Source organism: Bradyrhizobium sp. KZN70725 (genome assembly GCF_055264925.1).
In genome coordinates, this window is sequence record NZ_JBUYWT010000046.1 from 23628 (window position 1) to 47723 (window position 24096).

The window sequence follows — 24096 nt, forward strand, 5'->3', positions numbered from 1 at the left end:
GGCGCTCAAGCGCGATGATGCTCAAGCTGAGCTCATCGCGTTGGCGCGCGCCGGAATGGCATATTCCAGATTTGACGATCTCTCAAACGGATATGGCTGAATCAGGCCTGCTCGGCCGCCTCGCGCGCCGCGATCTGCTCGACAAGTTCGACGATGCTGCGGCGGAGCTTGGCGTCCGCAATCCGCGTGAAGGCGCGGGTCAGGGCCAGGCCCTCGGCGGTTGCCAGAAAATCGGAGACGTAGGTCGGCGAGGCACCCTCGCTGAAGCCGTCGGCGGTCTTGACCCCGCTCGGGCCGCCGTCGAACAGGAAGGAGACCGGCACCTGCAGGATTTCGGAGATCTGCTGCAGCCGGCTGGCGCCGACGCGGTTGGTGCCCTTCTCGTATTTCTGCACCTGCTGGAACGTCAGGCCTAGCGCCTCTCCCAGTTTCTCCTGGCTCATGCCGAGCATGATGCGTCGCATACGGACGCGGCTGCCGACATATTTGTCAACAGGATTGGGCGCTTTGGTGGACATCTCCAACTCTCCTAAGGGATTGCGCGCCCGTGGATGAGGCAAGTTGGAAGTGGAGTATGCCTCAGGCGCCGGTGCCGTCAAATCCTGCAAGGAGGATCGGGACGAAATGCGGACAATTTGCGCAAAGGGGCTGACTTGGCTTGTGATTTCGCGTGGACCCGTACAATGCGAAGTGCACGGTCGATCTGTCAACTGGTGGAATCATACTGAGGTAAATTTCGACGTTTTTTCGGGTTCGCGACAACCGGCGATATGCAGCCGTCAGGCTTTTCGCCTCACAAACCGCCGCCGCAACACGAACGCCAGGGCTGTGATCACAATCACAGCGGCGGGGACGTTCCCGACACGCGCATAGATCGTCGGCGCGATGGCCGCCGGCAGGCCGGCATCGAGCACGCCTTCGATGCCGAGCCCGAGTTGCGCGACGATCCGGCCAACCGGGTCGATCACGGCCGAGATGCCCGTATTGGCGGCGCGGACCATCGGCAGGCCTTCCTCGATGGTGCGCAGCCGGGCCTGTTGCAGGTGCTGGTAAGGGCCGGTCGAGATTCCGAACCATCCGTCATTGGTGACATTGACGATCCAGCCGGGACGGTCGTCGCGGCTCACGACATTGCCGGGAAAAATCGCCTCGTAGCAGATCAGCGGCAGGGCGCGCGGTGCATTCGGAATATCGAGCGTGCGGCGGATCGTGCCGGGAATGTAGCCGCCCTGCACCTTGGTGAGCTGCACGAAGCCGAGCTTCTCCATCCAGTCCTGGAACGGCAGATATTCTCCGAACGGGACAAGATGCAGCTTGTCGTAGACCGCAAGCACGTTGCCGTCGTGGTCGATGACGTAGATGGAATTATAGGCGCGCGTCACGCGGACGCCGGGCGGCAGATCGGGCGCGCGCACCGAGCCGGTGATCAGCACGGTTCCCTTCGGCAGCAGGTCGGCGATCTGCGCCATCGCGTCGGCTTCCTTGGTCAGGAAGAACGGAAACGCGGATTCCGGCCAGATCAGGATGGTGGCATCCTTCACGCCGGTGGCGTGCGGCCCGGAGGCGCGATCCGACAGGGTGAGATATTTCTGCATCACCGCCGCCTTGGCGGAGTAGTTGAACTTGGCGTCCTGCTGCAGATCGGGCTGCATGATGCGCAGCTTGACGCCGTCGACCAACCTGGTCGGCTGCTGCGCGAGGCGGACCACGCCGAACGCCAGCATCGCCGCCAGAACCAGCACCGCGGCCACCGGCGCGCGCCACGGCTTGCGGCCGCGCGAGGCGCCATCGATCAACACGGCCGGACTTGCGAAGATCGCGACGGCCAGGAACGTCATGCCCCAGAGCCCGATCAGCGACGCGGTCTGGGCCAGCGCCAGCGGCTCGGTCAGTGCGTAGCCGAACGCATTCCACGGAAAGCCGCTGAGGAGATGGCCGCGCAGCCATTCCGAAATCGTCAGGCTGACCGCGAGCGCCAGCACGCGCGAGGCGTCGCGCGGCCAGATCAGCCGCGCCAGCGCGAAGCCGAACGCGGTGAACAAAGCGAGATAGGCAGGCAGGCCGAGCACCGCGAACGGCGTCAGCCAGGCGAAGGTGTCCGCATCGACGAAGAAGGCGTAGCCGATCCAGTACAGTCCCGGCACGAAATAGCCGAGGCCGAACCAGAAGCCGGACAGCGCCGCGGCAGGCAGACCGCGCCAGCGGCCGGCCGCGCTGCCGTCGATCAGCCAGACCGCGATGGAAAAGGTGAGAAACAGAACCGGCCAGGCGTTGAACGGCGCCATCGCCAGCGCAGACAGCGCGCCGGCCGCGAGCGCGAGGACGGCGCGTTTCCATCCCCAGGTCAGGATGATTGCAAGGCCGATCGATCGGAGCTTGTCGGACAGCCTCACTGCGGACCGGCTCCCTCGCCGGGCGGCGGCAGGTTGTCATTCGCCTGCGGGTTTCCGGAGTCCGGCGCCTGCTCGCGGCGCCGCTCGCGCTCCTTGCGCGGCGTCGGCCGGTCCTTGCGCGCGCTGATGCGCACGCGCTTGACCCGCCGCGGATCGGCGTCGAGCACCTCGACCTCGTAATTGCCGGGTCCCGAAATCACCTCGCCGCGCACCGGCAGGCGTCCGACGAACGATACGAGGTAACCGCCGAGCGTCTCGACCTCCTCGCCGGCGTCGCCGATCACGAAATCCTCGCCGATCACCGAGCGGACATCGTCGAGGCTGGCGCGCGCATCGGCGATGAAGGAGCTGTCCGGCTGGCGCACGATGGACGGCGGCTCGTCGGAATCGTGCTCGTCGTCGATCTCGCCGACGATCTGCTCGACGATATCCTCGATCGACACCAGTCCGTCGGTGCCGCCATATTCGTCGACCACCAAAGCGAGATGGATCCGCGAGGCCTGCATCTGCGCCAGCAGGTCGATCGCGCGCATCGACGGCGGGATATAGAGCAGCTTGCGGATGATGTTGGCTTCCGACAGCGGCAGCGCGAGATCGACGCTGCGCAGATCGAGCCCCGCCGGGAACGGCTTCTTGCGCTTCGTCTTGGTCGCGTCGGTGACGCGGGCTCTCGCGGTCATGAAGGCGAGCAGGTCGCGGATGTGCACCATGCCCTCGGGGTCGTCGAGGGTTTCGTTGTAGACGACGAGCCGCGAATGCGCCGCGCTCTCGAACAGGCTCATCAATTCGCCGAGCGGAATGTCGCGCTTGACCGCGACGATGTCGGCGCGATGCACCATGACGTCGGCGATCCGCCGCTCGTTCAGCGACAGGATGTTGCGCAGCATGGTGCGCTCGATCGCCGAGAAGCCGACATCGTCGGGCGTCGAGGCGTCGAGCACCACCTGCAAATCGTCGCGCACCGAGCCGGCCTTCCAGCCGAACAGGGTGCGGATCGCGCGCACCAGCCAGCCCTCGGCCGCCGGGCGCTGCACCTCGCCCTCATGCACCACGGCGGGCAGGTTGCTCACGTTGCGCGGGTTGTCGTGGGTCGGTTCGGAATCCGGCATGTCAGGCGGTCCGATCCGCATAGGGGTCGGGAATGCCGAGGGAAGAGAGGACCTCGCGCTCGAGCGCCTCCATGTCCTCGGCATCGTCATCGTTCTCGTGGTCGTAACCGATCAGGTGCAGGAAGCCATGCACCGCGAGATGGCTCAAATGATGGTCGAACGGTTTCCCTTCTTCATCGGCTTCCCGCCGAGTCGTCTCATAGGCGATCGCGATATCACCGAGCATGCGCGGGGCATCGTCGGGTCCGCCGGCGCCTTCGGGCTGCAGCGCCGGGAACGACAGCACGTTGGTCGGCTTGTCGATGCTGCGCCAGTTGGCGTTCAGCGTGCGGATACCGGCATCGTCGGTCAGCATCACCGCAAGCTCGGCGTCGGCGACATCGGCATCGGCGATTTCAGCGGCAGCCTCGATGGCGCGGTGGATCACCGCGTCGGCATTGGGCTCGGCCTGCCAGCATTCGGCGGTGACGAGAACCTCGGTGGCAGGAAAAGCGGACACGTTGGTTTCAAAATCTGCGTTATGGCCGGATCCCGCATCGTGCGGGCTCGCGGCCGAAGCTATTGGTCTCAAGATCTGGCGTTTGCCGGCTTTTGCGGCAATCCCTCATAGGCGGCCACGATGCGCGCCACCAATTCATGGCGGATGACGTCCTCGGCCTTGAAATGCACCTGGGCGATGCCCTCGACGCCGTCGAGCAGCTTCACGGCTTCCGTGAGGCCCGAGGCCTGGCCATGCGGCAGGTCGACCTGCGACGGGTCGCCGGTGACGATCATCCGGCTGTTCTCGCCGAGACGCGTCAGGAACATCTTCATCTGCATCGTCGTGGTGTTCTGCGCCTCGTCGAGGATGATGGCGGCATTGGTCAGGGTGCGGCCGCGCATGAAGGCGAGCGGGGCGATCTCGATCTCGTTGCCCTGCAGCGCGCGCTCGACGACGCGGGCGTCCATCAGATCGTACAGCGCGTCATAGATCGGGCGCAGATACGGATCGACCTTCTCCTTGAGGTCGCCGGGCAGGAAGCCGAGCCGCTCGCCGGCCTCGACAGCGGGCCGCGTCAGGATGATGCGATCGACCTCCTTGCGCTCGAACAGCTGCGCGGCATGGGCTACCGCGAGCCAGGTCTTGCCGGTGCCGGCCGGGCCGATGCCGAACACCAGCTCATGCCGCTTCAGGGCGCGGATGTAGGAATCCTGCGCCGCGGTGCGGGCGCGCACCGGACGCTTGCGCAGATTGATGGTCTCGAAGGTCGGCTTGGCGGTCTTGTTGTCGAATTCGAACAGCGAGCCCTGTGCGATCACGGCGCGGATCGCGCCTTCGACCTCGCCCTGATCGAGGTCGTGTCCTTCGACGGCCTGCGCGTAGAGCGTCTCCAGCACGCGCCGCGCCGCGTCGCAGCCGTCGCGGGAGCCTGCGATGGTGAGATGATTGCCGCGGGAATCGACCACGACGCCGAGCCGCCGCTCGATCAGCGCCAGATTCTGTCCGTAGGGGCCGACCAGCGCGGATGCCGCGCGGTTGTCGTCGAAATCGATGACGACCTGAGTTTCAGGGGGCCGGGTCTCAGGTGGCATTTGCATGTCGCGGTCAGGTTTGCGGCTGGGAGCGAGCGAAGACGAATCCGATGCGCTTTTGGGCAAGGATTTCAGGCTCCAATGGTCTGCGAAATGAGGCCGGGCACGGGTCGCGTCGCGAGCTCGCCGATCAGGCTGTAGCGCTCGAGGCTGTCGATCCTCACCGGGAGGACCTGGCCGATGATGTCAGGCGACGCCATCACATGGGCGGGCTGCAGATAGGCGGTGCGGCCGACGATCTGGCCCGGATTGCGCGCGGCGCGCTCGAACAGCACATCGACCGTTGTGCCAATCGCAGCCCGGTTGAAGGCCGATTGCTGGCTGTCGATCAATTCCTGAAGCCGCCCCAAGCGCTCGTCCATCTCGGCTGCTGACACTGTCTCCCGCATCTCCGCCGCCGGCGTGCCCGGTCGTGGCGAATACTTGAATGAATACGCCGCAGCGTATCCGATTTGCGTGACAAGCGCGAGGGTGGCGGAAAATTCTTCCGCGGTCTCTCCGGGGAAGCCCACGATAAAATCTGATGAAAAAGCAATGTCTTGCCGCGCGGCGCGGAACCGGTCGATGACGCGCCGGTAGTCATCGGCGGTATGCTTGCGGTTCATGGCGGCAAGGATCCGGTCCGACCCCGATTGCACCGGCAGGTGCACGAACGGCATCAATTCGGGCAAATCGCGATGGGCCGCGATCAGGGCGTCGTCGACGTCGCGCGGATGGCTGGTCGAATAGCGCAGCCGCGCGACGCCGGGGATCTCGGCGAGGCGCTGCAACAATTTGCCGAGCGGCCAGACGCGGCCGTCGGGGCCTTCGCCATGATAGGCGTTGACGTTCTGTCCGATCAGCGTGAATTCGCGCACGCCATTATCAGCGAGCTGCTTCACGTCGTCGATGATCCTGGCGACCGGACGCGAGACTTCCGCGCCGCGTGTGTAGGGCACCACGCAGAAGGTGCAGAACTTGTCGCAACCTTCCTGCACCGTGACGAAGGCGGAGATGCCGCGGGCGCGGATCGCATCCGGCTTCGGCTGCGGCAGGAAGCCGAACTTGTCCTCGACCGGGAATTCCGTTTCCAGCGCGCGGCCGTTTGCCTTGGCGCGCTTCAACAGCTCGGGCAGATGATGATAGCTCTGCGGCCCGACCACGATGTCGACGGTCGGCGCGCGATGGATGATCTCTGCGCCTTCGGCCTGCGCGACGCAGCCGGCGACCGCGATCTTCATCTCGCGGCCCGCCCGCGCGGCCTCGTCCTTGGCGACGCGCAGCCGCCCGAGCTCGGAATAGACTTTCTCCGACGCCTTCTCGCGAATGTGGCAAGTGTTGAGGATGACGAGGTCGGCGTCTTCGGCGCTCGCGGTCTCGACAAAGCCCTCGCCGGCCAGCGTGTCCGCCATGCGTTGCGCATCGTAGACATTCATCTGGCAGCCATAGGACTTGATGTGCAGCTTGCGCGGCGTCGTCATGGAACCCTGAGAGTGAAAAATGGAAACGGCGCCATCGGGGCGCCGAGGCTGAAATATAGCTTAAACCGGGGAAAATCCAGCGGTCTGGACGTCATTCCGGGGCGATGCGTCAGCATCGAACCTCAGGTGCGCAATTACGCACCGGGGAATCTCGAGATTCCGGGTTCGCTCCCTTCGGTCGCGCCCCGGAATGACCTCGCAGGGTCAGTCAGCGCTCGCCGTGGCCCCCACCCGGGCGATCAAATCGGGCAATTTCCGCATATCGGCGAAGGTGACGGCCGCGCCGGCCTGGCGCAGCATCCCCTCATGTTCCGCCGTGCAGTGGCTGCCGCCATAAAAACCGAGCACGGTCATCCCGGCGGCGCGGGCGCCGGTGACGCCGGCCACGCTGTCCTCGATCACGACGCAACGCGCGGGGGTGGCGCCCATCTGCGCCGCCGCGAACAGGAAGAGATCGGGCGCCGGCTTGCCGCGCTTGACCTGGGTGGCGGAGAAAATATGCGGCGCGAGTTGGTCGTAGAGCCCGGCGCAGGTCAAGCCGTGATGGATCTTTTCCGGCGTGCCGCTCGACGCCACGCATTTCGGTAAGCCGAGCGCGGCGATCGCCTCGCCGACATGCGCGATCGCGCTGAGATCGTCGGCATAGAAGCTCAGCGTCGCGTGCTTGACCTCGGCCTCGAAGGTCTCGGGCAGCGCGCGGCCGATCTCGCTCTCGACGATCCGCCGCGCCTCGCGGTCGGACACGCCGAGGAAGCGCTTCAGCACGCCGTCGGGTGTAATCGGAAAGCCGTGCCGCGTCAGCGTCTCCGCATGCGCGCGACAGGAGATCACCTCGCTGTCGACCAGCACGCCGTCGCAATCGAAGATGACGAGGTCGAAACTCACCCGGCTTACGACTTGCTGTCTTCGTCGAGCGGGACGCAATACAGCTCGAGACGGTGATCGACCAGCTTGTAGCCGAGCTTGCGCGCGATCTCGGCCTGCAGCTTCTCGATCTCTTCGGAGGTGAACTCGATCACCTTGCCGTCGCGCAGATTGATCAGGTGGTCGTGATGGCTCTCGGGCATCTGCTCGTAGCGCGCGCGGCCCTCGCGGAAGTCGTGGCGCTCGATGATGCCGGCATCCTCGAACAGCTTGACGGTGCGGTAGACGGTCGAGATCGAGATCTTGTCGTCGACCGCCACGCAGCGGCGGTAGAGCTCCTCGACGTCAGGGTGATCCATGGCCTCCGCCAGCACGCGTGCGATCACACGGCGCTGTTCGGTCATGCGCATGCCGGTCGCGGCGCAGCGCGCCTCGATGCCGGTATTCTTCTGCGCAGGCGTGATTTTCACCGTCGTCATGGGTCCTTGGCAGGTCCTTGGCCAGTCCTTGAGCCTTGGATGGCAGAGCAGGGCGCTGTTCTGCCATCGCGCCGATGTTACGACAAGTCGCGCCGCATCAGAAGCGCGTTCAAATGTTCCCCGCCGGGCTGCTTGTAGTAGCGTTCGCGGCGGCCGATCACGCCGAATCCGGCCTTTTCATAGAGCCGTCGCGCCGGCTGATTGTTCTCTTCCACCTCGAGGAAGATGGTGCGGATGCCGCGGCCGGCAAGATGGCCGAGATGGGTCAGCAGCAGGTCGCGCGACAGGCCGCGGCCGCGCTGATTGGAATCGATCGCAATCGACAGAATTTCGGCTTCGTCCGCCGCCATCCGCGAGACGGCAAAGCCGATCACCTTGCGTCCCTGCCGCAGCCGGTGCACCAGCGTGTTGCGCTCGGTCAGCATCGCCTCGAATTCGCCTTCGCCCCAGCCGCGATGAAACGACGCGCCGTGCAATTGCGCGAGTCGCGCCGCATCGCGCAGCGATGCGGGCTCGACCGCGGGCGGACCGCCGCCCCACCATCGTGACAGCCAGCCGATCATGTCGATCGCGGCGTGCTGATCTCGAGCCGGTCCTTCGGCGGCTTGGCGTCGGGCGCACGCAGATAGAACGGTCGCGGCGGCGCGGTTTCAGGATCCACAGCCGCGCCGATCCAGGCGACCCAGGTAATATCGGGCGCGGGCTGCCGGTCGACCTTGACCGGCGGTGCGGCGTCGGCGGGCCAGCGCTCGGCGAGGATATTGGCGGCGTTGCCGACCAGATGCAGCGCGCCGTGTTGGGAGGCCTCGAGCGCTTCCGCGATCGGCGCCACCTCCGGCTTGATGATCGGACTGCCGTCGCCGCCGACCAACTGGAAATAGACGTGATCATGCCGCGCATCGATCGCCGACAGGATCGCGGCCGCGCCATTCTCGGCGACGACGGGCGCGGCGTAGGCGGCGAGCGTCGACAGTCCGACCACCGGCTTTTCTGCGGCCAGCGCCAGGCCGCGCGCCGCCGAGAGGCCGACGCGCAGGCCCGTGAAACTGCCGGGGCCGGTGGTGACGGCGATGCGGTCGAGCCCGGCGAAGCCGATGCCGCTCTCTTTCATCACCCGAGCGATCAGCGGCATCAGCGCCTCGGCATGGCCGCGCTGCATCGCCTGCGATTCAATGGCGATTGTATTGCCGGAGGTGGTGTCGAGCACCGCCGCGGAGCAGGCGTCGAGCGCCGTATCGATGGCGAGAATCATCATGGGAGGGCGAATAGCGAATAGGGAATGGCGAACAGGGGTCTTGCGGAGAATGCTATTCGCGATTCGCCACTCGCCATTCGCCGCTCCATCACATCGGCCGGACTTCCTGCACGTCGGGCACGAAGTGCCGGAGCAGGTTCTGGATGCCGTGTTGCAGGGTTGCGGTCGATGACGGGCAGCCGGCGCAGGAGCCCTTCATGTTGAGATAGACGATGCCGTCCTTGAAGCCGCGGAAGGTGATGTCGCCGCCGTCATTGGCAACCGCGGGACGCACGCGGGTCTCGATCAGGTCCTTGATCTGCTCGACCGTCTCGGCGTCGGCCTCGTCGAAGAACTCGTCCTCCTCATCGCGGGCGTCGTCGCTGGCCGCGGTGCCGTCGGCGAGCAGCGGCGCGCCGGACATGTAGTGCTCCATGATGGCGCCGAGGATCGCGGGCTTGAGGTGCTGCCAGTCGCCGTCCGCCTTGGTCACGGTGATGAAGTCGCCGCCGTAGAACACGCCGGTGACGCCGGATACGGCGAACAGCCGTTCGGCGAGCGGCGAGCGCGCGGCGGACTCGGGCGAGGAAAATTCCATCGTCCCGCCGTCGAGCACCATGCGGCCCGGGATGAATTTCAGCGTGGCGGGATTCGGCGTGGCTTCGGTCTGAATGAACATCTGCTGTCTCCGGCGTCGCCGGTTTAAGGCCGGCGCGTTGGGTTCCATTATAGCGTTTTCGAGCGAAGTGACACCGGTTCGCGAAGAAAACGCGTCAAATCAAGGAGTCAGATGGCAACTAAAAAGCCCGCGATCAAGCCGCAAAACCGCGGTTCCAGGCGCATACCCATGCCCGGAAGCGGGTCCGGCGCCGGTAACGCGTTAGGACAGGGCGTCGATCTCGGCGTCGGTCAGGCCGCCCGGCACGATGGTTACCGGGATCGGGAATGCCCCCATGGTCTTGGCCATGGTGGTGATGATCGGCCCGGGCCCCTCGGCGCCCGGGTTGGCGGCCAGCACCAGCGCTGCAATATCGACGTCCTTGTCGATCACGTCGAGGATCTGTTCGATCGGGTCGCCCTCTCGAATCACCCGCTCCGGGGTGATCGCGGCGATGCCGTTGGCGCGGCCGGCGGCGCGGTCGAGCGCCTCGTTGGCGGCTTCCTCGGCCTCCGCGCGCATGATGTCGGCGACCCCGAGCCATTGCTGGTTCTGGTCCTCGGTCTCGATCACCCGCAGCATCACGACGCCGCCGCCGACCCGGATCGCCCACCGGCTGGCGTAATAGACCGCGCGGTCCCATTCCGCCGTGTCGTCAACGATGACGAGGCATTTCGGCTTGTGACCTGACTCGTAGCTTCGTCGCTGGGTGGTCATGCATGTCCCGGTGCTGAACCAAACCAACCCATGGTGCCATACTCCCTCGCCGTTTGGGAGAGGGAGCGCGCAGTTCCTGCCTCGCGCGTCAGCGCGGGCAGATGAAGCCGACGATGTCCTTGGTGATGCGCATGGTCTCGTCGGCGATGCCGCGGGCGCGGTTGGCGCCGTCGGCGAGGACCGCGTCGACATGGCCGGGATCGGCGACCAGCTTCTTCATCTCGGAGGCGATCGGCGCCAGTTTCGCGACGCAAACCTCGACCAGCGCGTTCTTGAAGCTGGAGAACTGCCCGCCGCCGAACTGCGTCAGCACCTCCTGCTTGGAGATGCCGGCCAGCGCCGCGTAGATGCCGACCAGGTTGTCGGCCTCGGGGCGGGTTTCCAGACCCTTCTCCTCGGACGGCAGCGGCTCCGGATCGGTCTTCGCCTTGCGGATCTTCTGCGCGATGGTGTCGGCGTCGTCGGTGAGGTTGATGCGCGAATTGTCCGACGCATCCGACTTCGACATCTTCTTGGTGCCGTCGCGCAGGCTCATCACCCGCGTCGCCGGCCCCGTGATCAGCGGCTCGGGCTGCGGGAAGAACAGGCCGTCGGCGAAACCATGACCACGAATTGAATCAGCGAAATCGTTGTTGAACTTCTGCGCGATGTCGCGGGAGAGCTCCAGATGCTGCTTCTGGTCCTCGCCGACCGGCACATGGGTCGCGCGGTAGAGCAGGATGTCGGCGGCCATCAGCACCGGATAGTCGTAGAGGCCGACCGAGGCGTTCTCGCGGTCCTTGCCTGCCTTCTCCTTGAACTGCGTCATGCGGTTCAGCCAGCCGATCCGCGCGACGCAGTTGAAGATCCAGGTCAGCTCGGCATGGCCGGCGATCTGGCTCTGGTTGAACACGATGTGCTTCTTGGCATCGATGCCGGCGGCGATGAAGGCCGCGGTGACCTCGCGGGTGTTGCGGGCGAGCTCGGCCGGGCCGCCCCAGACCTCGACGCCCTGCGTGATCGCATGCATGTCGACGACGCAATAGATGCAGTTGTGGGTCTGCTGCATCTTCACGAAGTTGACGATGGCGCCGAGGTAGTTGCCGAGGTGCAGATTGCCCGTCGGCTGGACGCCTGAGAAAACCCGTTCAACGAACGCCATGGTCTAATTCCCGGAAATGGCTAGTTTTGCCGCGTCGTTTGCCACTTAAGCTCCGCGCGCGCAAGTCAGGCGGGGCGCCTTTGCCTGACGGCGTTAACCGCCTCGCGCCAGCCGGTGACGCCGAAAAGCTGCAAGAACAGCCCGTAAGCGGCGATACCTGCCGCGATCAGCACGAGCAGGGAGGCTGCTTGCACGAAACCGTGGCTACCGGCCGACGGCAGCCCGCCCTCCGCGAACCAGAGCAGGGCGCCCATCGCGAGCGCCGCGGCCAGGATGCGCGGCAGCCGGCGGCGCGCATCGGCATCGATCGAGAAGCCGAAGGTCGCGGCCCCCTTGCGGATCAGTGCCAGTGCGTTGCTCCAGGCGCCGAGCGCGATGCCTGCGGCAATTCCGCTCGCACCGAAAATCTGCCCGAGCAGAAAGGCCGCCGCGATCGTCACCACGACCGCCTTCAGCGTCGCGAGCAGCGGCGTCAGCGTGTCCTCGCGCGCAAAGAATGCCGGCGACAGCGCCTTCACCAGCACATGCGCCGGCAAGGCCAGCGTCAGCCAGATCAAGGCTTGCGCGGTTGCCGCGCTATCCTGGGCGGTGAACGCGCCGTGCTCGAACAGCATCCGCACGATCGGTTCGCTCAGCACCATCAGGCCGAGCGTCGCCGGCAGCGCCAGCCCGACCGCGAGCTCGAGGGCACGTGATTCCGCATGCGCGATTGCGCTGGATTCGCCGCTGCGCACGGCGCGCGTCATCTCCGGGATCAGCACGGTGCCCATGGCGACGCCGACAATGCCGAGCGGCAGCTCGAGCAGGCGGTTGGCGAAATAGAGCCAGGACACCGCCGACGGCGAGGTCGATGCGATCACCGCGCCTGCCACCATCAGCCATTGCGGCGCGCTACTCGCGACCATGCCGGGGATCGCGCGGCCGAGAAAGCCGCGCATGTCAGGATCGAAGGACACGCGGAGCGGCGAGGCGAGCCTTGCGCCGCGCAGCGCCAGCATCGACAGTTGCAGGAAGCCGGCGACGCCGATCGTTGCCGCCATGACAATCGCGGCCTGCGCCGGCTCCTGCTGCCGCACCAGCAGCACGGCCATCACCGATATCAGCGCGATGTTGAACAACAGCGGCGAGAACGCGGTCAGCGCGAAACGTCCCTGGGCGCTGAGCAGCGCCATCATCACGGTGACCGGGCCGGCGAAGGCGAGATAGGGCAGCATCAGCCTTGCATCGTCGACGGCGAATTGCAGCGTGTCGCGGCCGACAAAACCCGGCGCGATCGCCGCGATCACCAGCGGCATCAGCAGGCCGATGACGAGCGCGGATGCGATCACCGCGGCGCTGACGGTGCCGAGCACGCGGCCGGCAAAGGCGGTTGCCGCCTCCAAGCCGCCGGCATCGCGTGCCTTCAGCCAGGCCGGCACCAGGGCGGCATTCAGTCCGCCCTCGGACAACAGCCGTCGCACAACATTCACAAGCTGGAATGCCGCCAGGAAGGCATCCGCCACCGGTCCCGCGCCCAGCAGCGCCGCGATCGCGGAATCGCGCACGAAGCCGAGCAGTCGCGAGGCCAGCGTTCCCGAGGAGACCGTGAGGAAGGAGCGGAACATGAGGCTTGTATAGCAGTAGCAGGTATAGCTTCCAGTGGTGCCGTCTTAAACCCGTCATCCTGAGATGCGAGCGAAGCGAGCCTCGAAGGATGAATCGGCCAGAGCCGGGCCGTTCATCCTTCGAGACGCGCTGCGCGCTCCTCAGGATGACGGGGAACAGGCAGGTTCAGCTTCGCTTGCTGCCCCGAGGCGTAACGTGATAGGCCGCCACTCTTGTTGGGTGGCGTTAACACAGGGCAGGTCTATGGCTGATGCAAAATACGACGTTCTTGGGATCGGTAACGCGATCTTCGACGTGCTGGTGCAGACCGACGAGGGGTTCCTTGCCCGTCACGGCATGACCAAGGGCTCGATGCAACTGATCGACGAGGCGCGCGCCACCGCGATCTACGGCGACATGGGCGTGGCGACCGAGATGTCGGGCGGCTCGGCTGCCAACACCATCGTCGGCGTCGGCAGTCTCGGTGCCCGCGCCGCCTATGTCGGCAAGGTCAAGGACGACCAGATCGGCAAGCTTTACGTCCATGATATCCGCGCCGCCGGCGTGGCGTTCGACACCGCGCCGGCCAGGACCGGACCGGCCACCGGCTGCTCCTACATCCTGGTGACGCCGGACGGCGAGCGCACCATGAACACCTATCTCGGGGCCGCGCAGGATCTGACGCCGGACGATATCGATCCGAACCAGATCGCAGCCGCCAGCATCATCTATCTCGAGGGCTATCTCTGGGATCCGAAGAACGCCAAGGACGCGTTCGTGAAGGCGGCTGACATCGCGCATGGCGCGGGCCGCCAGGTCGCGCTGACGCTGTCGGATTCGTTCTGCGTCGATCGCTACCGCGACGAGTTCGTCGATCTGATGCGCAAGGGCGTGGTGGATCTGGTATTCGCCAACGAGTCCGAGCTGCACTCGCTGTACCAGACCTCGGATTTCGACACCGCGCTGAAGCAGTTCGGCAAGGACACCAAGCTCGGCGTCGTCACGCGCAGCGAGAAGGGCTGCGTCGTGATATCAGGCGACAGCGTCGTCTCGGCGCCCGCCTCGCCGATCGACAGGCTGGTCGACACCACCGGCGCCGGCGATCTGTTCGCCGCCGGTTTCCTCGTCGGTCTCGTGCGCAATGTCGGCCATGAGAATGCCGGTCGGCTCGGCGCGCTCGCCGCCGCCGAGGTGATCCAGCACATCGGCGCCCGGCCGCTGGTGTCGCTGCAGGATCTGGCGAAGCAGCAGGGGCTGCTGGTTTAAGGGCGCCGCTCTTTCTCGCCTCGCCCCGCCTGCGGGGAGAGGCCGGATCGCATCGCAAGATGCGATCCGGGTGAGGGGGAGTCTCCGCGTACTCATCTTCATCCAGTTTGCGGAGGCGGCCCCTCACCCCGACCCTCTCCCCGCAAGAGCGGGGCGAGGGAGAAGAGAGATCACGCCGTCTTCGCCGCCTTGAGCCCGAGCCGCTGCTCGACCGCGTCGCGCATCACGAACTTCTGGATTTTCCCCGTCACCGTCATCGGGAATTCCTCGACGAACTCGACATAGCGCGGGATCTTGTTGTGGGCGATCTGGCCATGGCAGAAGGCGCGGACCTCGTCGGCGGTGAGCGTTTCACCCTGCCTGATCCTGACCCAGGCGCACAGCTCCTCGCCATAGCGCTCGTCGGCGACGCCGAAGATCTGCACGTCCTGGATCTTCGGATGGCGGTAGAGGAATTCCTCGATCTCCCTCGGATAGAGGTTCTCGCCGCCGCGGATCACCATGTCCTTGATGCGGCCGACGATGTTGCAGTAGCCCTCGTCGTCGATCACGGCGAGATCGCCGGTGTGCATCCAGCCATTGGCGTCGAGCACGTCTGATGTCTTCTCCTTCTCGTTCCAATAGCCGAGCATGATGCTGTAGCCGCGGGTGCAGAGCTCGCCGCGTTCGCCGCGCGGCACCACCTTGCCGTCGAGATCGACGACCTTGACCTCGACATGCGGATGGATGCGACCGACGGTGGAGACGCGGCGCTCCAAGGGATCGTCGGTCGCGCTCTGGAAACTCACCGGGCTGGTTTCGGTCATCCCATAGGCGATCGTCACCTCGCGCATGTTCATCTCGGTGTTGACGCGCTTCATCACCTCGATCGGGCAGGGCGCGCCGGCCATGATGCCGGTGCGCAGCGACGACAAGTCGAAGCGCGCGAAGTCGGGATGGTCGAGCTCGGCGATGAACATGGTCGGCACGCCGTACAGCGTCGTGCATCTCTCCTGCGCGACCGTCGTCAGCGTCGCCAGCGGATCAAAACCTTCGCCGGGATAGACCATGGTGGTGCCGAGCGTGACCGAGGCGAGGTTGCCCATCACCATGCCGAAGCAGTGATAGAGCGGCACCGGAATGCAGATGCGGTCCGCTTCGGTCAGGCGCATGGCGCGGCCGGTGAAGTAGCCGTTGTTGAGGATGTTGTGATGGGTCAGCGTCACGCCCTTGGGCGAGCCGGTGGTGCCGCTGGTGAACTGGATGTTGACGGGATCGTCGAATTGCAGGCTCTCGCCGAGCGCCGCAAGCAGCTCGCGATGGCGATCGCCGCCCATCTGCGATACCGCATCGAACAGAATGGTGCCCGGCGCCGCCGGTCCGCCGATCTGGATCACGGCGCGCAGTTGCGGCAGCCGCGCCGAGCGCAGATGGCCGGGCTCGGAGCTCGCAAGCTCGGGCAGCAGCGTGTTCAGCATCTCCATATAGGCCGAGGTCTTGAATGCGGTCGCCGTCACGATCGCGGCGCAGCCGACCTTGCCGAGTGCGAATTCCAGCTCGCTGAGGCGATAGGCCGGATTGATGGTGACGAGGATCAGTCCGGCTTTCGCGGCGGCGAATTGCGTTAGCGTCCATTCCGGCCGGTTTAGCGACCAGATCCCGATCCGCTCGCCGCGTTGCAGCCCGAGCGCGATGAAGCCCGCCGCCAAGGCATCGACGCGCTCGGCGAACTCGTTCCAGGTCCAGCGCACATTGTGGCTGGGCGAGACCAGCGCCTCGCGCGTGCCCCAGCGCGCCCGTGCGCGGTCGAGGCTGCGGCCGATGGTTTCACCGAGCAGCGGCGTATCGGAAATGCCGCAGACATAGCTGTCTGCCTTGCTGTTTCCCTTGGGTGTGGGTGCCAAGCTCGTCCTCCTCGTGGTCGTGTTCATGTCGTCACGCTTTTTGCGCGATCTTAGTCGTTTGGCGCCGATGGGACAGGCCCGACCTATGGCGGGTATGGTTTTCGATTGTGGCGGCGACGGGTTCCGCTTCACCTCGCCCCGCGTGCGGGGAGAGGTCGGATCGCATCGAAGATGCGATCCGGGTGAGGGGAGTCTCTGCGAGTCCAATTGCGACCGTCTGCGCGGAAGCAGCCCCTCACCCCAACCCTCTCCCCGTAAGAACGGGGAGAGGGAGAGGAGTCCCGTCACGGTTGGTACGACTTATCTCATCGAGCCTTACGCCGCCCTTTGCCCGCTGCCGGCGTCGAGCCCGGCATAGATGCCCTTCTCGAAGCCTGCGAAGGCTTCCAGGCTGTGCTTGTCGGCGAACGGCAACAGCTGGGTCAGGATCACGCCGCAGACGTCGCGCGACGGATCGATCCAGTAATAGGTGTTGGCAAGGCCCGCCCAGGCGAGGCTGCCGGCGCTGCGGCCTTCCGGCGTCTTGGCGGTGTTGATGAGGAAGCTCAAGCCCCATTTCTTGACGATGTCGGGATAGAGATCGACATCGTTGGTGTACATCGGCAAGGCCGTCGTCATCTTGCCGACGGTGAGCTCGCCGATGTGATTCTGCCCCATGGTCGCGACCGTCTCGGCCTTCAGCACCTGATTGCCGTTGCCTTTGCCCTTGTTGAGGATCATCTGGCAGAACTTGATGTAGTCGGCCGCGGTCGAATACAGGCCGCCGCCACCCATGTGGAATTCAGGATTCTGCTCGAGCTCGAACGGGATTGCCGCCAGCGTGCCGTCCTCGCCGCGGGCATGCATGCCGACCAGCCGCTTGCGCATGTCGTCGGAGATCTTGAAGGCGGTGTCGCTCATGCCGAGCGGCGCGAACACGTTGTCGCGCAGATAGGCATCGAGCTTCTTGCCGGATGCGGCCTCCACCGCCTTGCCGACGAAGTCGATATTGGTGCCGTATTCCCAGCGCGTGCCGGGATCGGTCATGATCGGCGTCTTGAGCGCGGCATTCAGGCAGGTGATGATGCCGGGCGTGCCGGTCTTTTCGAGATACTTGCCGAGATTGCCGTCCCACATGTCGTAGGCGAAGCCGGCGGTGTGGGTCATGAGCTGGCGCAGCGTGATCGGCTTTTTCGCCGGCCGCAGCTGCGGTTCGCCCTTGGCGTCGAAGCCGTCGAGCACCTGCACCGCGGCGAGATCGGGCAACAGCTTGCCGATCGGCTCATCGAGCGAGAGCTTGCCCTGCTCGACGAGCTGCATCGCGCCCGCCGAAGTCACCGCCTTGGTCATCGAGGCGATCCAGAACACGCTGTCCGCCGTCATGGGATCGCTCTTGGAGAGGTCGCGCTTGCCGAACGCGCCTTCATAAATCACGTCCTTGCCGGTGGCCGCGATGGCGACCACGCCGGGAATTTCCTTTGCCTCGCTTTTCTGGCGCAATACCTGATCGATCTGAGCCTTGCTCTGCATTGGGCGCTTCCTCCGGTGGGGTTTATTGTTTTGAAGTGGGCGGATCATCCTCCCGCTTTTCCGCTCCCGCAAGGCGGGCGCGATGCGACGACGTCGCGATGTCGTGAAGGCCGGCCGCTAGGAACGGCCTTGGTCGGGAGGCGTTCACCACGCGCGCAGATTTTGCAGGGGACTTCGAGCAAGTCCCGGTGACCTTCGCGGGTGGCCACGGTAACGTGATCAAGGAATGATTTTCGTACCTGATTATTTGCATTAACGCATTCAGATCGCTGCACAAACGGTGCGGCGGATTGGACCGGATTTGACGAAAAGATTCGTCATTTCCCGCCTTGCGGGGGCGCAGCAATGATTTCGACATGGAGTGAATGGAAGCGCTATCCGCGGCCGGGCCGCGGCGAGAATATCGAAGCGCCGATCAGCCCAGGTCTCTACGAAGTCCGCTACGCAGGTACCGGCGCACTGCACTCGTTCGAGGCCGTCGCGAATGTCGCCCGGGCGCTGGCGCTGCTGCAGACCGGCGCCAAATCCTGGTTCGGCCGCCGCGATGCGCGGGCGCAGGCCGACCTCGAATACCGGACCTGCGCGACCTCGACCAAGGCGGACGCCAAGGCCGCGGCCGAGCGCATGATCGGGCGTCGTGAAACCTATATGTCCGGCGGCGCGGTCTGATCAGAGCCGTCATTCCGGGGCGATGCGCAGCATCGAACCCTCAGGTGCGCAACTGCGCACCGAGAATCTCGAGATTCCGAGTTCGGCTCTTAGAGCCGCCCCGGAATGACAACCCTCCAACAATCGCGCCGCGTTTGCGTCCAAGCAGGGTCGCGCCCGGCGCCGGTGCATCGCAGCGGCTTTCCGCCTATATAGGCGGTGAACACCCCCAAGAAATTCCAGAAATGACAGGAGTAACGCCATGACCCCGCCCGTCGCCGCACGCGCCACCCAATCCGCAGCATCCTCCCTGCAGAGCCGCCTGAAGGACCCCTCGCTGCTGCGCGACCGCTGCTATATCGATGGCGCCTGGGTCGGCAGCCCCGAATTCGCCGTCAACAATCCGGCGACCGGCGTCGAGCTGATCAAGATCCCGCAGCTGAGCGCCGATGACGCGACCAAGGCCGTCGAGGCCGCCGAGCGCGCGTTTCCGGCCTGGGCCAAGCTGACCGCGAAACAGCGCTCCAACATCCTGCGCAAATGGTTTGATCTGATCATCGCCAACCGCGAGGACCTTGCGCTGATCCTGACCTCCGAGCAGGGCAAGCCGCTGGCGGAAGCGCTCGGCGAGGTCGATATCGGCGCCGCCTATGTCGAATTCTTCGCGGAAGAGGCGCGTCGCGTCTATGGCGAGACGATCCCGACCCAGCGTCCGGACGCGCGTCTGCTCGCGATCCGGCAGCCGATCGGTGTCTGCGGCGCCATCACCCCATGGAATTTCCCGAACTCGATGATCACCCGCAAAGTCTCGCCGGCGCTGGCGGCCGGTTGCACCGTGGTGCTGAAGCCCGCCAACGAGACGCCGCTGTCCGCGCTCGCGCTCGTTGCGCTGGCCGAGAAGGCCGGCGTGCCGAAGGGCGTGTTCAACATCATCACCGGTGATGCGCCGCCGATCGGCAAGGTGCTGTGCGAGCATCCGGCGGTGCGCTTCGTCGGCTTCACCGGCTCGACCGAGGTCGGCAAGATCCTGTACCGGCAGGCGTCGGTCGGCGTGAAGAAGCTCGGCCTCGAGCTCGGCGGCAACGCGCCGTTCGTGGTGTTCGACGACGCCGATATCGATGCCGCCGTCGAAGGCGCCATCGTCTCGAAGTATCGCAACATGGGCCAGACCTGCGTCTGCGCCAACCGTCTCTATGCCCAGGACAAGATCTACGACGCGTTCGTCGCGAAGCTGTCGAAGAAGGTCGCGGAGATGAAGATCGGCGACGGCACGGAGCAGGGCGTGACGCAGGGGCCGCTGATCAACATGGAAGCGATCGAGAAGGTCGAACGGCACATTGCCGATGCGGTGAAGGGCGGCGCCAAGATCGTCACCGGCGGCAAGCGTTCGTCGCTCGGCCGCAGCTTCTTCGAGCCCACGGTGCTGTCGGATGTGCGGCCGGACGCGCTGGTGTCGCACGAAGAGACCTTCGGCCCGCTCGCGCCGGTGATCCGCTTCAAGGACGAGGCCGACGTGATCGCGATGTGCAATGCCTCACCGTTCGGCCTTGCCTCCTACTTCTATTCGCGCGACATCGGCCGCGTCTGGCGCGTCGCCGAGGCGCTGGAGTCGGGCATGGTCGGCGTCAACTCCGGCCTGATCACGACCGAAGTGGCGCCGTTCGGCGGCGTCAAGGAATCGGGCCTCGGCCGCGAAGGCTCGCGCCACGGCATGGAGGAATATGTCGAGATCAAATACGTGATGATGGCCGGCGTCTGATCGCCGTCATTACCTTTGAGAGTGTAGCGAGATTAGGCCGTATCGTGACGGCAACTGCCGCTGCGCACCCTCTCCCCGTTCTTGCGGGGAGACGGTTGGGGTGGGGGGCATGCCGGGCAGCATCCATTGCCGGCCCGACGGCGGCGATCACGGCGAGTGGATCAAGCTCGGCTGGGCGTTCAACGCGGAACAGATCACCGAGCCGATTCGCGAGCCGGAACTGAATCCCTATTTCCCCGAAGTCGTGCTGCGCGCGGCGAGCCGGCTGCAGCCAAAGCTCGCGCACTATCTCGGCGCGCTGCCGCGCGACCGCGTGCATTACGGCGGCTACTATCCGATGACGAGAGAGAATTGGCCACTGATCGGGGCGGCGAAGACGCCAAGCGTGTTCCTCGCCACCGCGCTGTCGGGCTACGGCACGATGGGCGCCCGCGCCACCGGCGACCTCTGCGCCCGCGCTGTGGTCGGCGCGCCCGTGCCAGTCTTCGCCCGCAGCCTTTCGCTCGCGCGCTATGACGACAAGGCGCTGATGGGTCAGCTTGCGGCGAGCGAAAGCCGCGGGTCGCTGTAGTTCTCGCCTTCGTAGCCCGAACGAAGCGAAGCGAAATCCGGAGTCTCTCCGCATTACCTTCCCCTGAAATGGGGAGGTCGCTTTGCTCGTCAGAGCAAGCGGGTGGGGATCAGCTCTCTCCGCATACGGCATCGCCTGCGGCTCACCCCATCCCGACCTTCCCCCTTTCAGGAAAAGGAGAAGGCTAGCGAGACGTAATCTTCAGCCGTGGCCGCTCTCAGTGCCGAAGGCGCCGTGACGGCCGACGCCGGAGGCAAAGCGCGCCGCGCCCGACAGCGTTTCGCCTGACGCTATCACGTCGAGCCCGCCGCGCATCTCGTTCCTGATCGCCTCTTCCTCGTCGAGGTCCCACTGCCGCAGCGCCGACAGCCGGTCGGCGCGCATGCATTTCTGCGGGAATCTCGCGATGTCCTTGGCGAGCGCAATGGCGTGGGCGCGGGCCTCACCCTTCGGCACCAATCGGTTCGCGAGTCCCATGCGGTGGGCTTCGGGCCCGGCAACCGGGCGTCCGGTCAGGATCATGTCGATGGCCTGCGAATGGCCGATCAGTCGCGGCAGGCGGATGGTGCCGAGATCGATCAGCGGCACGCCGAAGCGGCGGCAGAACACGCCGAAGGTTGCGTCCTCGGCCACGACGCGCATGTCGGCCCACAGCGCGAGCTCCATGCCGCCGGCGACCGCAAAGCCTTCGATCGCGGCGACCACTGGCTTCGACAACCGCAGCCGGCTCGGTCCCATCGGCGCGATCGTGTCGTGGCCGCCGACCTCGCGCTTCTTCTCGGGATCGCCCGCCGCCACCGCCTTCAAATCGGCGCCGGCGCAGAAATAGCCGCCGGTGCCGGTGAACACCGCGACCGATGCGCTCGCGTCAGCATCGAAGGCGAGAAACGCGTCATACAGCTTGCGCGCGGTGGCGCCATCGACGGCGTTGCGGTTGTGCGGACGGTTGATGGAGATAATGGTGACAGGACCGTCGCGCTCGACGAGCACGGTATCGGCATCGGACATGGGGCGCTCCCTGGGCTGTTCTTGTTGTGCCCGGAGAGTGGCATCAGAGGTGAGTTCGTTGCAATCCCACGACAGACAGCGCAATTCCGCAGGGTGGGCAAAGCGAAGCGTGCACCGCTCGTTCCCCGTCATCCCGAGGTGCGAGCGGAGCCAGCCTCGAAGGATGAATCGGCCACCAGCCGGGCCGTCGACCCTTCGAGACGGCCGCGTTGCGGCCTCCTCAGGGTGACGGTGAAAGAGCGAACGCGCCGACGGTGCAGCTAAACCTTCAGCTCGCTTCCCGTCACGCGGCGATACGCTTCCAGATACCGCTTGCTCGTCGCATCCACCACGCTCGCTGGCAGCGGCGGAGCGGGCGCATCGCCGTTCCAGCGGCCGGCGCGGCGCTCGACGTCGAGATAGTCGCGCAGTGGCTGCTTGTCGAAGCTCGGCTGCGGCTGGCCGGGCTTGTAGGCATCGACCGCCCAGAAGCGCGACGAATCCGGCGTCATCACCTCGTCGATCAGGATGATGCGGCCGTCCTTGTCGCGGCCGAACTCGAACTTGGTGTCGGCGATGATGATGCCGCGGGCGCGGCTGGTCTGCTCGCCGTAGCCATAGACGTCGCGCGCCATCTTCTCCAGCGTCGCGGCGACGTCGGCACCGACGATCTCGCGCACCCGCTTAACCGTGATGTTCTCGTCATGGCCGGCCTCGGCCTTGGTCGCCGGGCTGAAGATCGCGGGTTCGAGCTTCTGGCTCTCGACCAGGCTGGCCGACAGCTTCTCGCCGGCAAGCGTGCCCTCGGCCGCGTATTCCTTCCAGGCCGAGCCGGAGATGTAGCCGCGGATCACGCATTCGATCGGAAACACCGTGGTGCGCTTGCACAGCATCGCGCGGCCGAGGATGTCGGCGCGATGGTCCTTCAGTTCAGGCACCGCGCGGATGATCTCGTCGGCATCGGCGCTGATCATGTGATGCGGCACGGTGCCCTCAAGCTGCCGGAACCACCAGGCGCTGATCTGGGTCAGCACCGCGCCCTTCATCGGAATGGTTTCCGCCATCACCACGTCGAATGCCGAGATGCGATCGGTGGTCAGCAGCAACACGCGATCGTCGCCAACGGCGTAGATATCGCGCACTTTGCCGCGGCCGATCCGGGGCAGGGGCAAATCGCTGGATAGCATCGCGGTCATGGCCTGATCTCTCTAGGTGGCTTTTCAAAATAGGTGGCTTGCAAAGACGAGCGCCCGCACGCGGCCGTGCGGGCGTTCGAGGTTATCACAGGAAATAACTCACTCCGGCAGCGGAATGAACTCGTGTTCGTGCGGAACCTGCGCGAAACGGCCGGTTTTCCAGTCCTGTTTGGCCTGCTCGATCCGCTCCTTGGATGACGAGACGAAATTCCACCAGATATGGCGCGGCCCTTCCAGGGCGTCGCCGCCGAGGAACATCATGCGGGTCGGCCGCAGCGTCTTGACGGTGATGCGGTCGCCGGGCCGGAAGATCAGGAGCCGCGGCCCCTCGTGGCGGTCGCCCGCGATCTCGACCTCGCCGTCGACGAGATAGATCGCGCGCTCCTCATGGTCGGGGTCGAGCGGCACCGAGGTGCCGGCCTTCGCGGTCACCTCGGTGTAGAACCAGGGCGAGACCATGCTGACCGGCGAGGTGATGCCGAATGCCGAGCCCGCGATGATGCGCGCGGTGAAGTCGCGCTCGGAGATCATCGGCAGGTCGCCGGCGCCATAATGCTGGAACGACGGCGCGATCTCCTCCTTGCCCGCCGGCAGCGCGATCCAGCTTTGCAGGCCCAACATCTTCTGGCCGTCGCGGCGCTGCACGTCGGGGGTGCGCTCGGAATGCGCAATGCCGCGGCCCGCGGTCATCAGGTTCATCGCGCCGGGCTGGATCTCCTGGATGTTGCCCTCGCTGTCGCGGTGCATGATGCTGCCGTCGAACAGATAGGTGACGGTGGCGAGCCCGATATGCGGATGCGGCCGCACGTCCATGCCCTTGCCGGCGAGATACTGCACCGGCCCGAAATGGTCGAAGAAGATGAAGGGTCCGACCATCTGGCGCTTGCCGTGCGGCAGCGCGCGGCGCACCGCAAAGCCGTCGCCGAGATCGCGGGTGCGCGGCACGATGATCAGATCCAGCGCGTCGCAGGTCTTGGGATCGCCGAGTTCGGGATCGGTCGAGGGCTGCCAGCTCATGTCGGACTCCTTACAGTAGTGTAGCGATGATACTCTTTTGCCGTGATCA

23 protein-coding genes are annotated in these 24096 nt (G+C 65.6%); 4 read left to right on the plus strand and 19 right to left on the minus strand.

The window, feature by feature from the left end; all coding sequences use genetic code 11:
* Positions 1-101 precede the first annotated feature (101 nt).
* From ACZBJS_RS31595 to murJ, 14 genes are all read right to left on the minus strand, one after another.
* On the minus strand, positions 102-518 hold the full coding sequence (locus ACZBJS_RS31595) for a helix-turn-helix domain-containing protein (protein WP_028335515.1): 417 nt from the start codon (positions 516-518) through the stop codon (positions 102-104).
* Positions 519-779: 261 nt separating this feature from the next.
* Positions 780-2393: an apolipoprotein N-acyltransferase gene (gene lnt, locus ACZBJS_RS31600; RefSeq protein WP_316398804.1), complete on the minus strand. Its 1614-nt coding sequence runs from the start codon at positions 2391-2393 to the stop codon at positions 780-782.
* Positions 2390-3502, minus strand: a complete 1113-nt coding sequence (locus ACZBJS_RS31605) for a hemolysin family protein (RefSeq protein WP_463439722.1) — start codon at positions 3500-3502, stop codon at positions 2390-2392. The genes lnt and ACZBJS_RS31605 overlap by 4 nt, the downstream gene beginning before the upstream one ends.
* Before the next feature lies 1 nt (position 3503).
* On the minus strand, positions 3504-4001 hold the full coding sequence (gene ybeY, locus ACZBJS_RS31610) for an rRNA maturation RNase YbeY (RefSeq protein WP_057015306.1): 498 nt from the start codon (positions 3999-4001) through the stop codon (positions 3504-3506).
* Positions 4002-4069: 68 nt separating this feature from the next.
* The gene (locus ACZBJS_RS31615; protein ID WP_077231173.1) at positions 4070-5140 is read right to left on the minus strand and encodes a PhoH family protein; all 1071 of its coding nucleotides are present in this window, start codon (positions 5138-5140) and stop codon (positions 4070-4072) included.
* Between the two features lie 5 nt (positions 5141-5145).
* Positions 5146-6534, minus strand: coding sequence for a tRNA (N6-isopentenyl adenosine(37)-C2)-methylthiotransferase MiaB (miaB, locus tag ACZBJS_RS31620; RefSeq protein WP_253588338.1), 1389 nt, complete (start codon positions 6532-6534; stop codon positions 5146-5148).
* Between the two features lie 204 nt (positions 6535-6738).
* The gene (locus ACZBJS_RS31625; RefSeq protein ID WP_057015308.1) at positions 6739-7419 is read right to left on the minus strand and encodes an HAD family hydrolase; all 681 of its coding nucleotides are present in this window, start codon (positions 7417-7419) and stop codon (positions 6739-6741) included.
* A gap of 5 nt (positions 7420-7424) precedes the next feature.
* Positions 7425-7877 (minus strand): Fur family transcriptional regulator, encoded by a 453-nt coding sequence (locus tag ACZBJS_RS31630; protein WP_016840396.1) that lies wholly within the window; start codon positions 7875-7877, stop codon positions 7425-7427.
* A gap of 77 nt (positions 7878-7954) precedes the next feature.
* On the minus strand, positions 7955-8440 hold the full coding sequence (rimI, locus tag ACZBJS_RS31635) for a ribosomal protein S18-alanine N-acetyltransferase (protein WP_057015309.1): 486 nt from the start codon (positions 8438-8440) through the stop codon (positions 7955-7957).
* Positions 8437-9132 (minus strand): tRNA (adenosine(37)-N6)-threonylcarbamoyltransferase complex dimerization subunit type 1 TsaB, encoded by a 696-nt coding sequence (gene tsaB, locus ACZBJS_RS31640; RefSeq protein ID WP_316398803.1) that lies wholly within the window; start codon positions 9130-9132, stop codon positions 8437-8439. Before tsaB ends, rimI begins: the two co-directional genes overlap by 4 nt.
* A gap of 88 nt (positions 9133-9220) precedes the next feature.
* Complete coding sequence (locus ACZBJS_RS31645) at positions 9221-9790, minus strand: NifU family protein (protein ID WP_253588337.1); 570 nt, start codon at positions 9788-9790, stop codon at positions 9221-9223.
* Between the two features lie 201 nt (positions 9791-9991).
* Positions 9992-10486: a universal stress protein gene (locus ACZBJS_RS31650; RefSeq protein WP_028335525.1), complete on the minus strand. Its 495-nt coding sequence runs from the start codon at positions 10484-10486 to the stop codon at positions 9992-9994.
* A gap of 88 nt (positions 10487-10574) precedes the next feature.
* The gene (trpS, locus tag ACZBJS_RS31655; RefSeq protein WP_316398802.1) at positions 10575-11627 is read right to left on the minus strand and encodes a tryptophan--tRNA ligase; all 1053 of its coding nucleotides are present in this window, start codon (positions 11625-11627) and stop codon (positions 10575-10577) included.
* Positions 11628-11692: 65 nt separating this feature from the next.
* Entirely contained in the window at positions 11693-13231 is a 1539-nt protein-coding gene (murJ, locus tag ACZBJS_RS31660) for a murein biosynthesis integral membrane protein MurJ (protein WP_463439723.1), read from the minus strand.
* Between the two features lie 244 nt (positions 13232-13475).
* On the opposite strand from murJ, the gene ACZBJS_RS31665 reads away from it, so the two are divergent.
* Positions 13476-14477 carry an adenosine kinase gene (locus ACZBJS_RS31665; RefSeq protein ID WP_076824515.1) on the plus strand — a complete coding sequence of 334 codons (1002 nt, stop codon included), beginning with the start codon at positions 13476-13478 and terminating at the stop codon, positions 14475-14477.
* 170 nt (positions 14478-14647) lie between these two features.
* Here the strand turns inward: ACZBJS_RS31665 and ACZBJS_RS31670 are convergent, their stop codons facing one another.
* Together ACZBJS_RS31670 and ACZBJS_RS31675 are read right to left on the minus strand one after the other, a co-directional pair.
* A complete protein-coding gene (locus ACZBJS_RS31670) occupies positions 14648-16387 on the minus strand; it encodes an AMP-binding protein (RefSeq protein ID WP_410469842.1) in 1740 nt (579 codons plus the stop codon).
* A gap of 288 nt (positions 16388-16675) precedes the next feature.
* Positions 16676-17869 (minus strand): serine hydrolase domain-containing protein, encoded by a 1194-nt coding sequence (locus tag ACZBJS_RS31675; RefSeq protein WP_253638159.1) that lies wholly within the window; start codon positions 17867-17869, stop codon positions 16676-16678.
* Between the two features lie 345 nt (positions 17870-18214).
* On the opposite strand from ACZBJS_RS31675, the gene ACZBJS_RS31680 reads away from it, so the two are divergent.
* The 3 genes from ACZBJS_RS31680 to ACZBJS_RS31690 all read left to right on the plus strand — a co-directional run bounded on the left by ACZBJS_RS31680 (position 18215) and on the right by ACZBJS_RS31690 (position 20847).
* Positions 18215-18538: a hypothetical protein gene (locus ACZBJS_RS31680; protein ID WP_057015316.1), complete on the plus strand. Its 324-nt coding sequence runs from the start codon at positions 18215-18217 to the stop codon at positions 18536-18538.
* Between the two features lie 241 nt (positions 18539-18779).
* Positions 18780-20276, plus strand: coding sequence for an NAD-dependent succinate-semialdehyde dehydrogenase (locus ACZBJS_RS31685; protein WP_057015317.1), 1497 nt, complete (start codon positions 18780-18782; stop codon positions 20274-20276).
* Between the two features lie 109 nt (positions 20277-20385).
* A complete protein-coding gene (locus ACZBJS_RS31690) occupies positions 20386-20847 on the plus strand; it encodes an FAD-dependent oxidoreductase (protein ID WP_316399322.1) in 462 nt (153 codons plus the stop codon).
* A 201-nt stretch (positions 20848-21048) separates the two neighbouring features.
* Here ACZBJS_RS31690 and ACZBJS_RS31695 read toward each other — a convergent pair whose 3' ends face one another.
* The 3 genes from ACZBJS_RS31695 to ACZBJS_RS31705 all read right to left on the minus strand — a co-directional run bounded on the left by ACZBJS_RS31695 (position 21049) and on the right by ACZBJS_RS31705 (position 24047).
* A complete protein-coding gene (locus ACZBJS_RS31695) occupies positions 21049-21855 on the minus strand; it encodes a crotonase/enoyl-CoA hydratase family protein (protein WP_057015319.1) in 807 nt (268 codons plus the stop codon).
* A gap of 260 nt (positions 21856-22115) precedes the next feature.
* Positions 22116-23030, minus strand: a complete 915-nt coding sequence (locus ACZBJS_RS31700; protein WP_316399321.1) for a phosphoribosylaminoimidazolesuccinocarboxamide synthase — start codon at positions 23028-23030, stop codon at positions 22116-22118.
* A gap of 99 nt (positions 23031-23129) precedes the next feature.
* Entirely contained in the window at positions 23130-24047 is a 918-nt protein-coding gene (locus ACZBJS_RS31705; RefSeq protein WP_028335539.1) for a pirin family protein, read from the minus strand.
* Between the last annotated feature and the right edge of the window lie 49 nt (positions 24048-24096).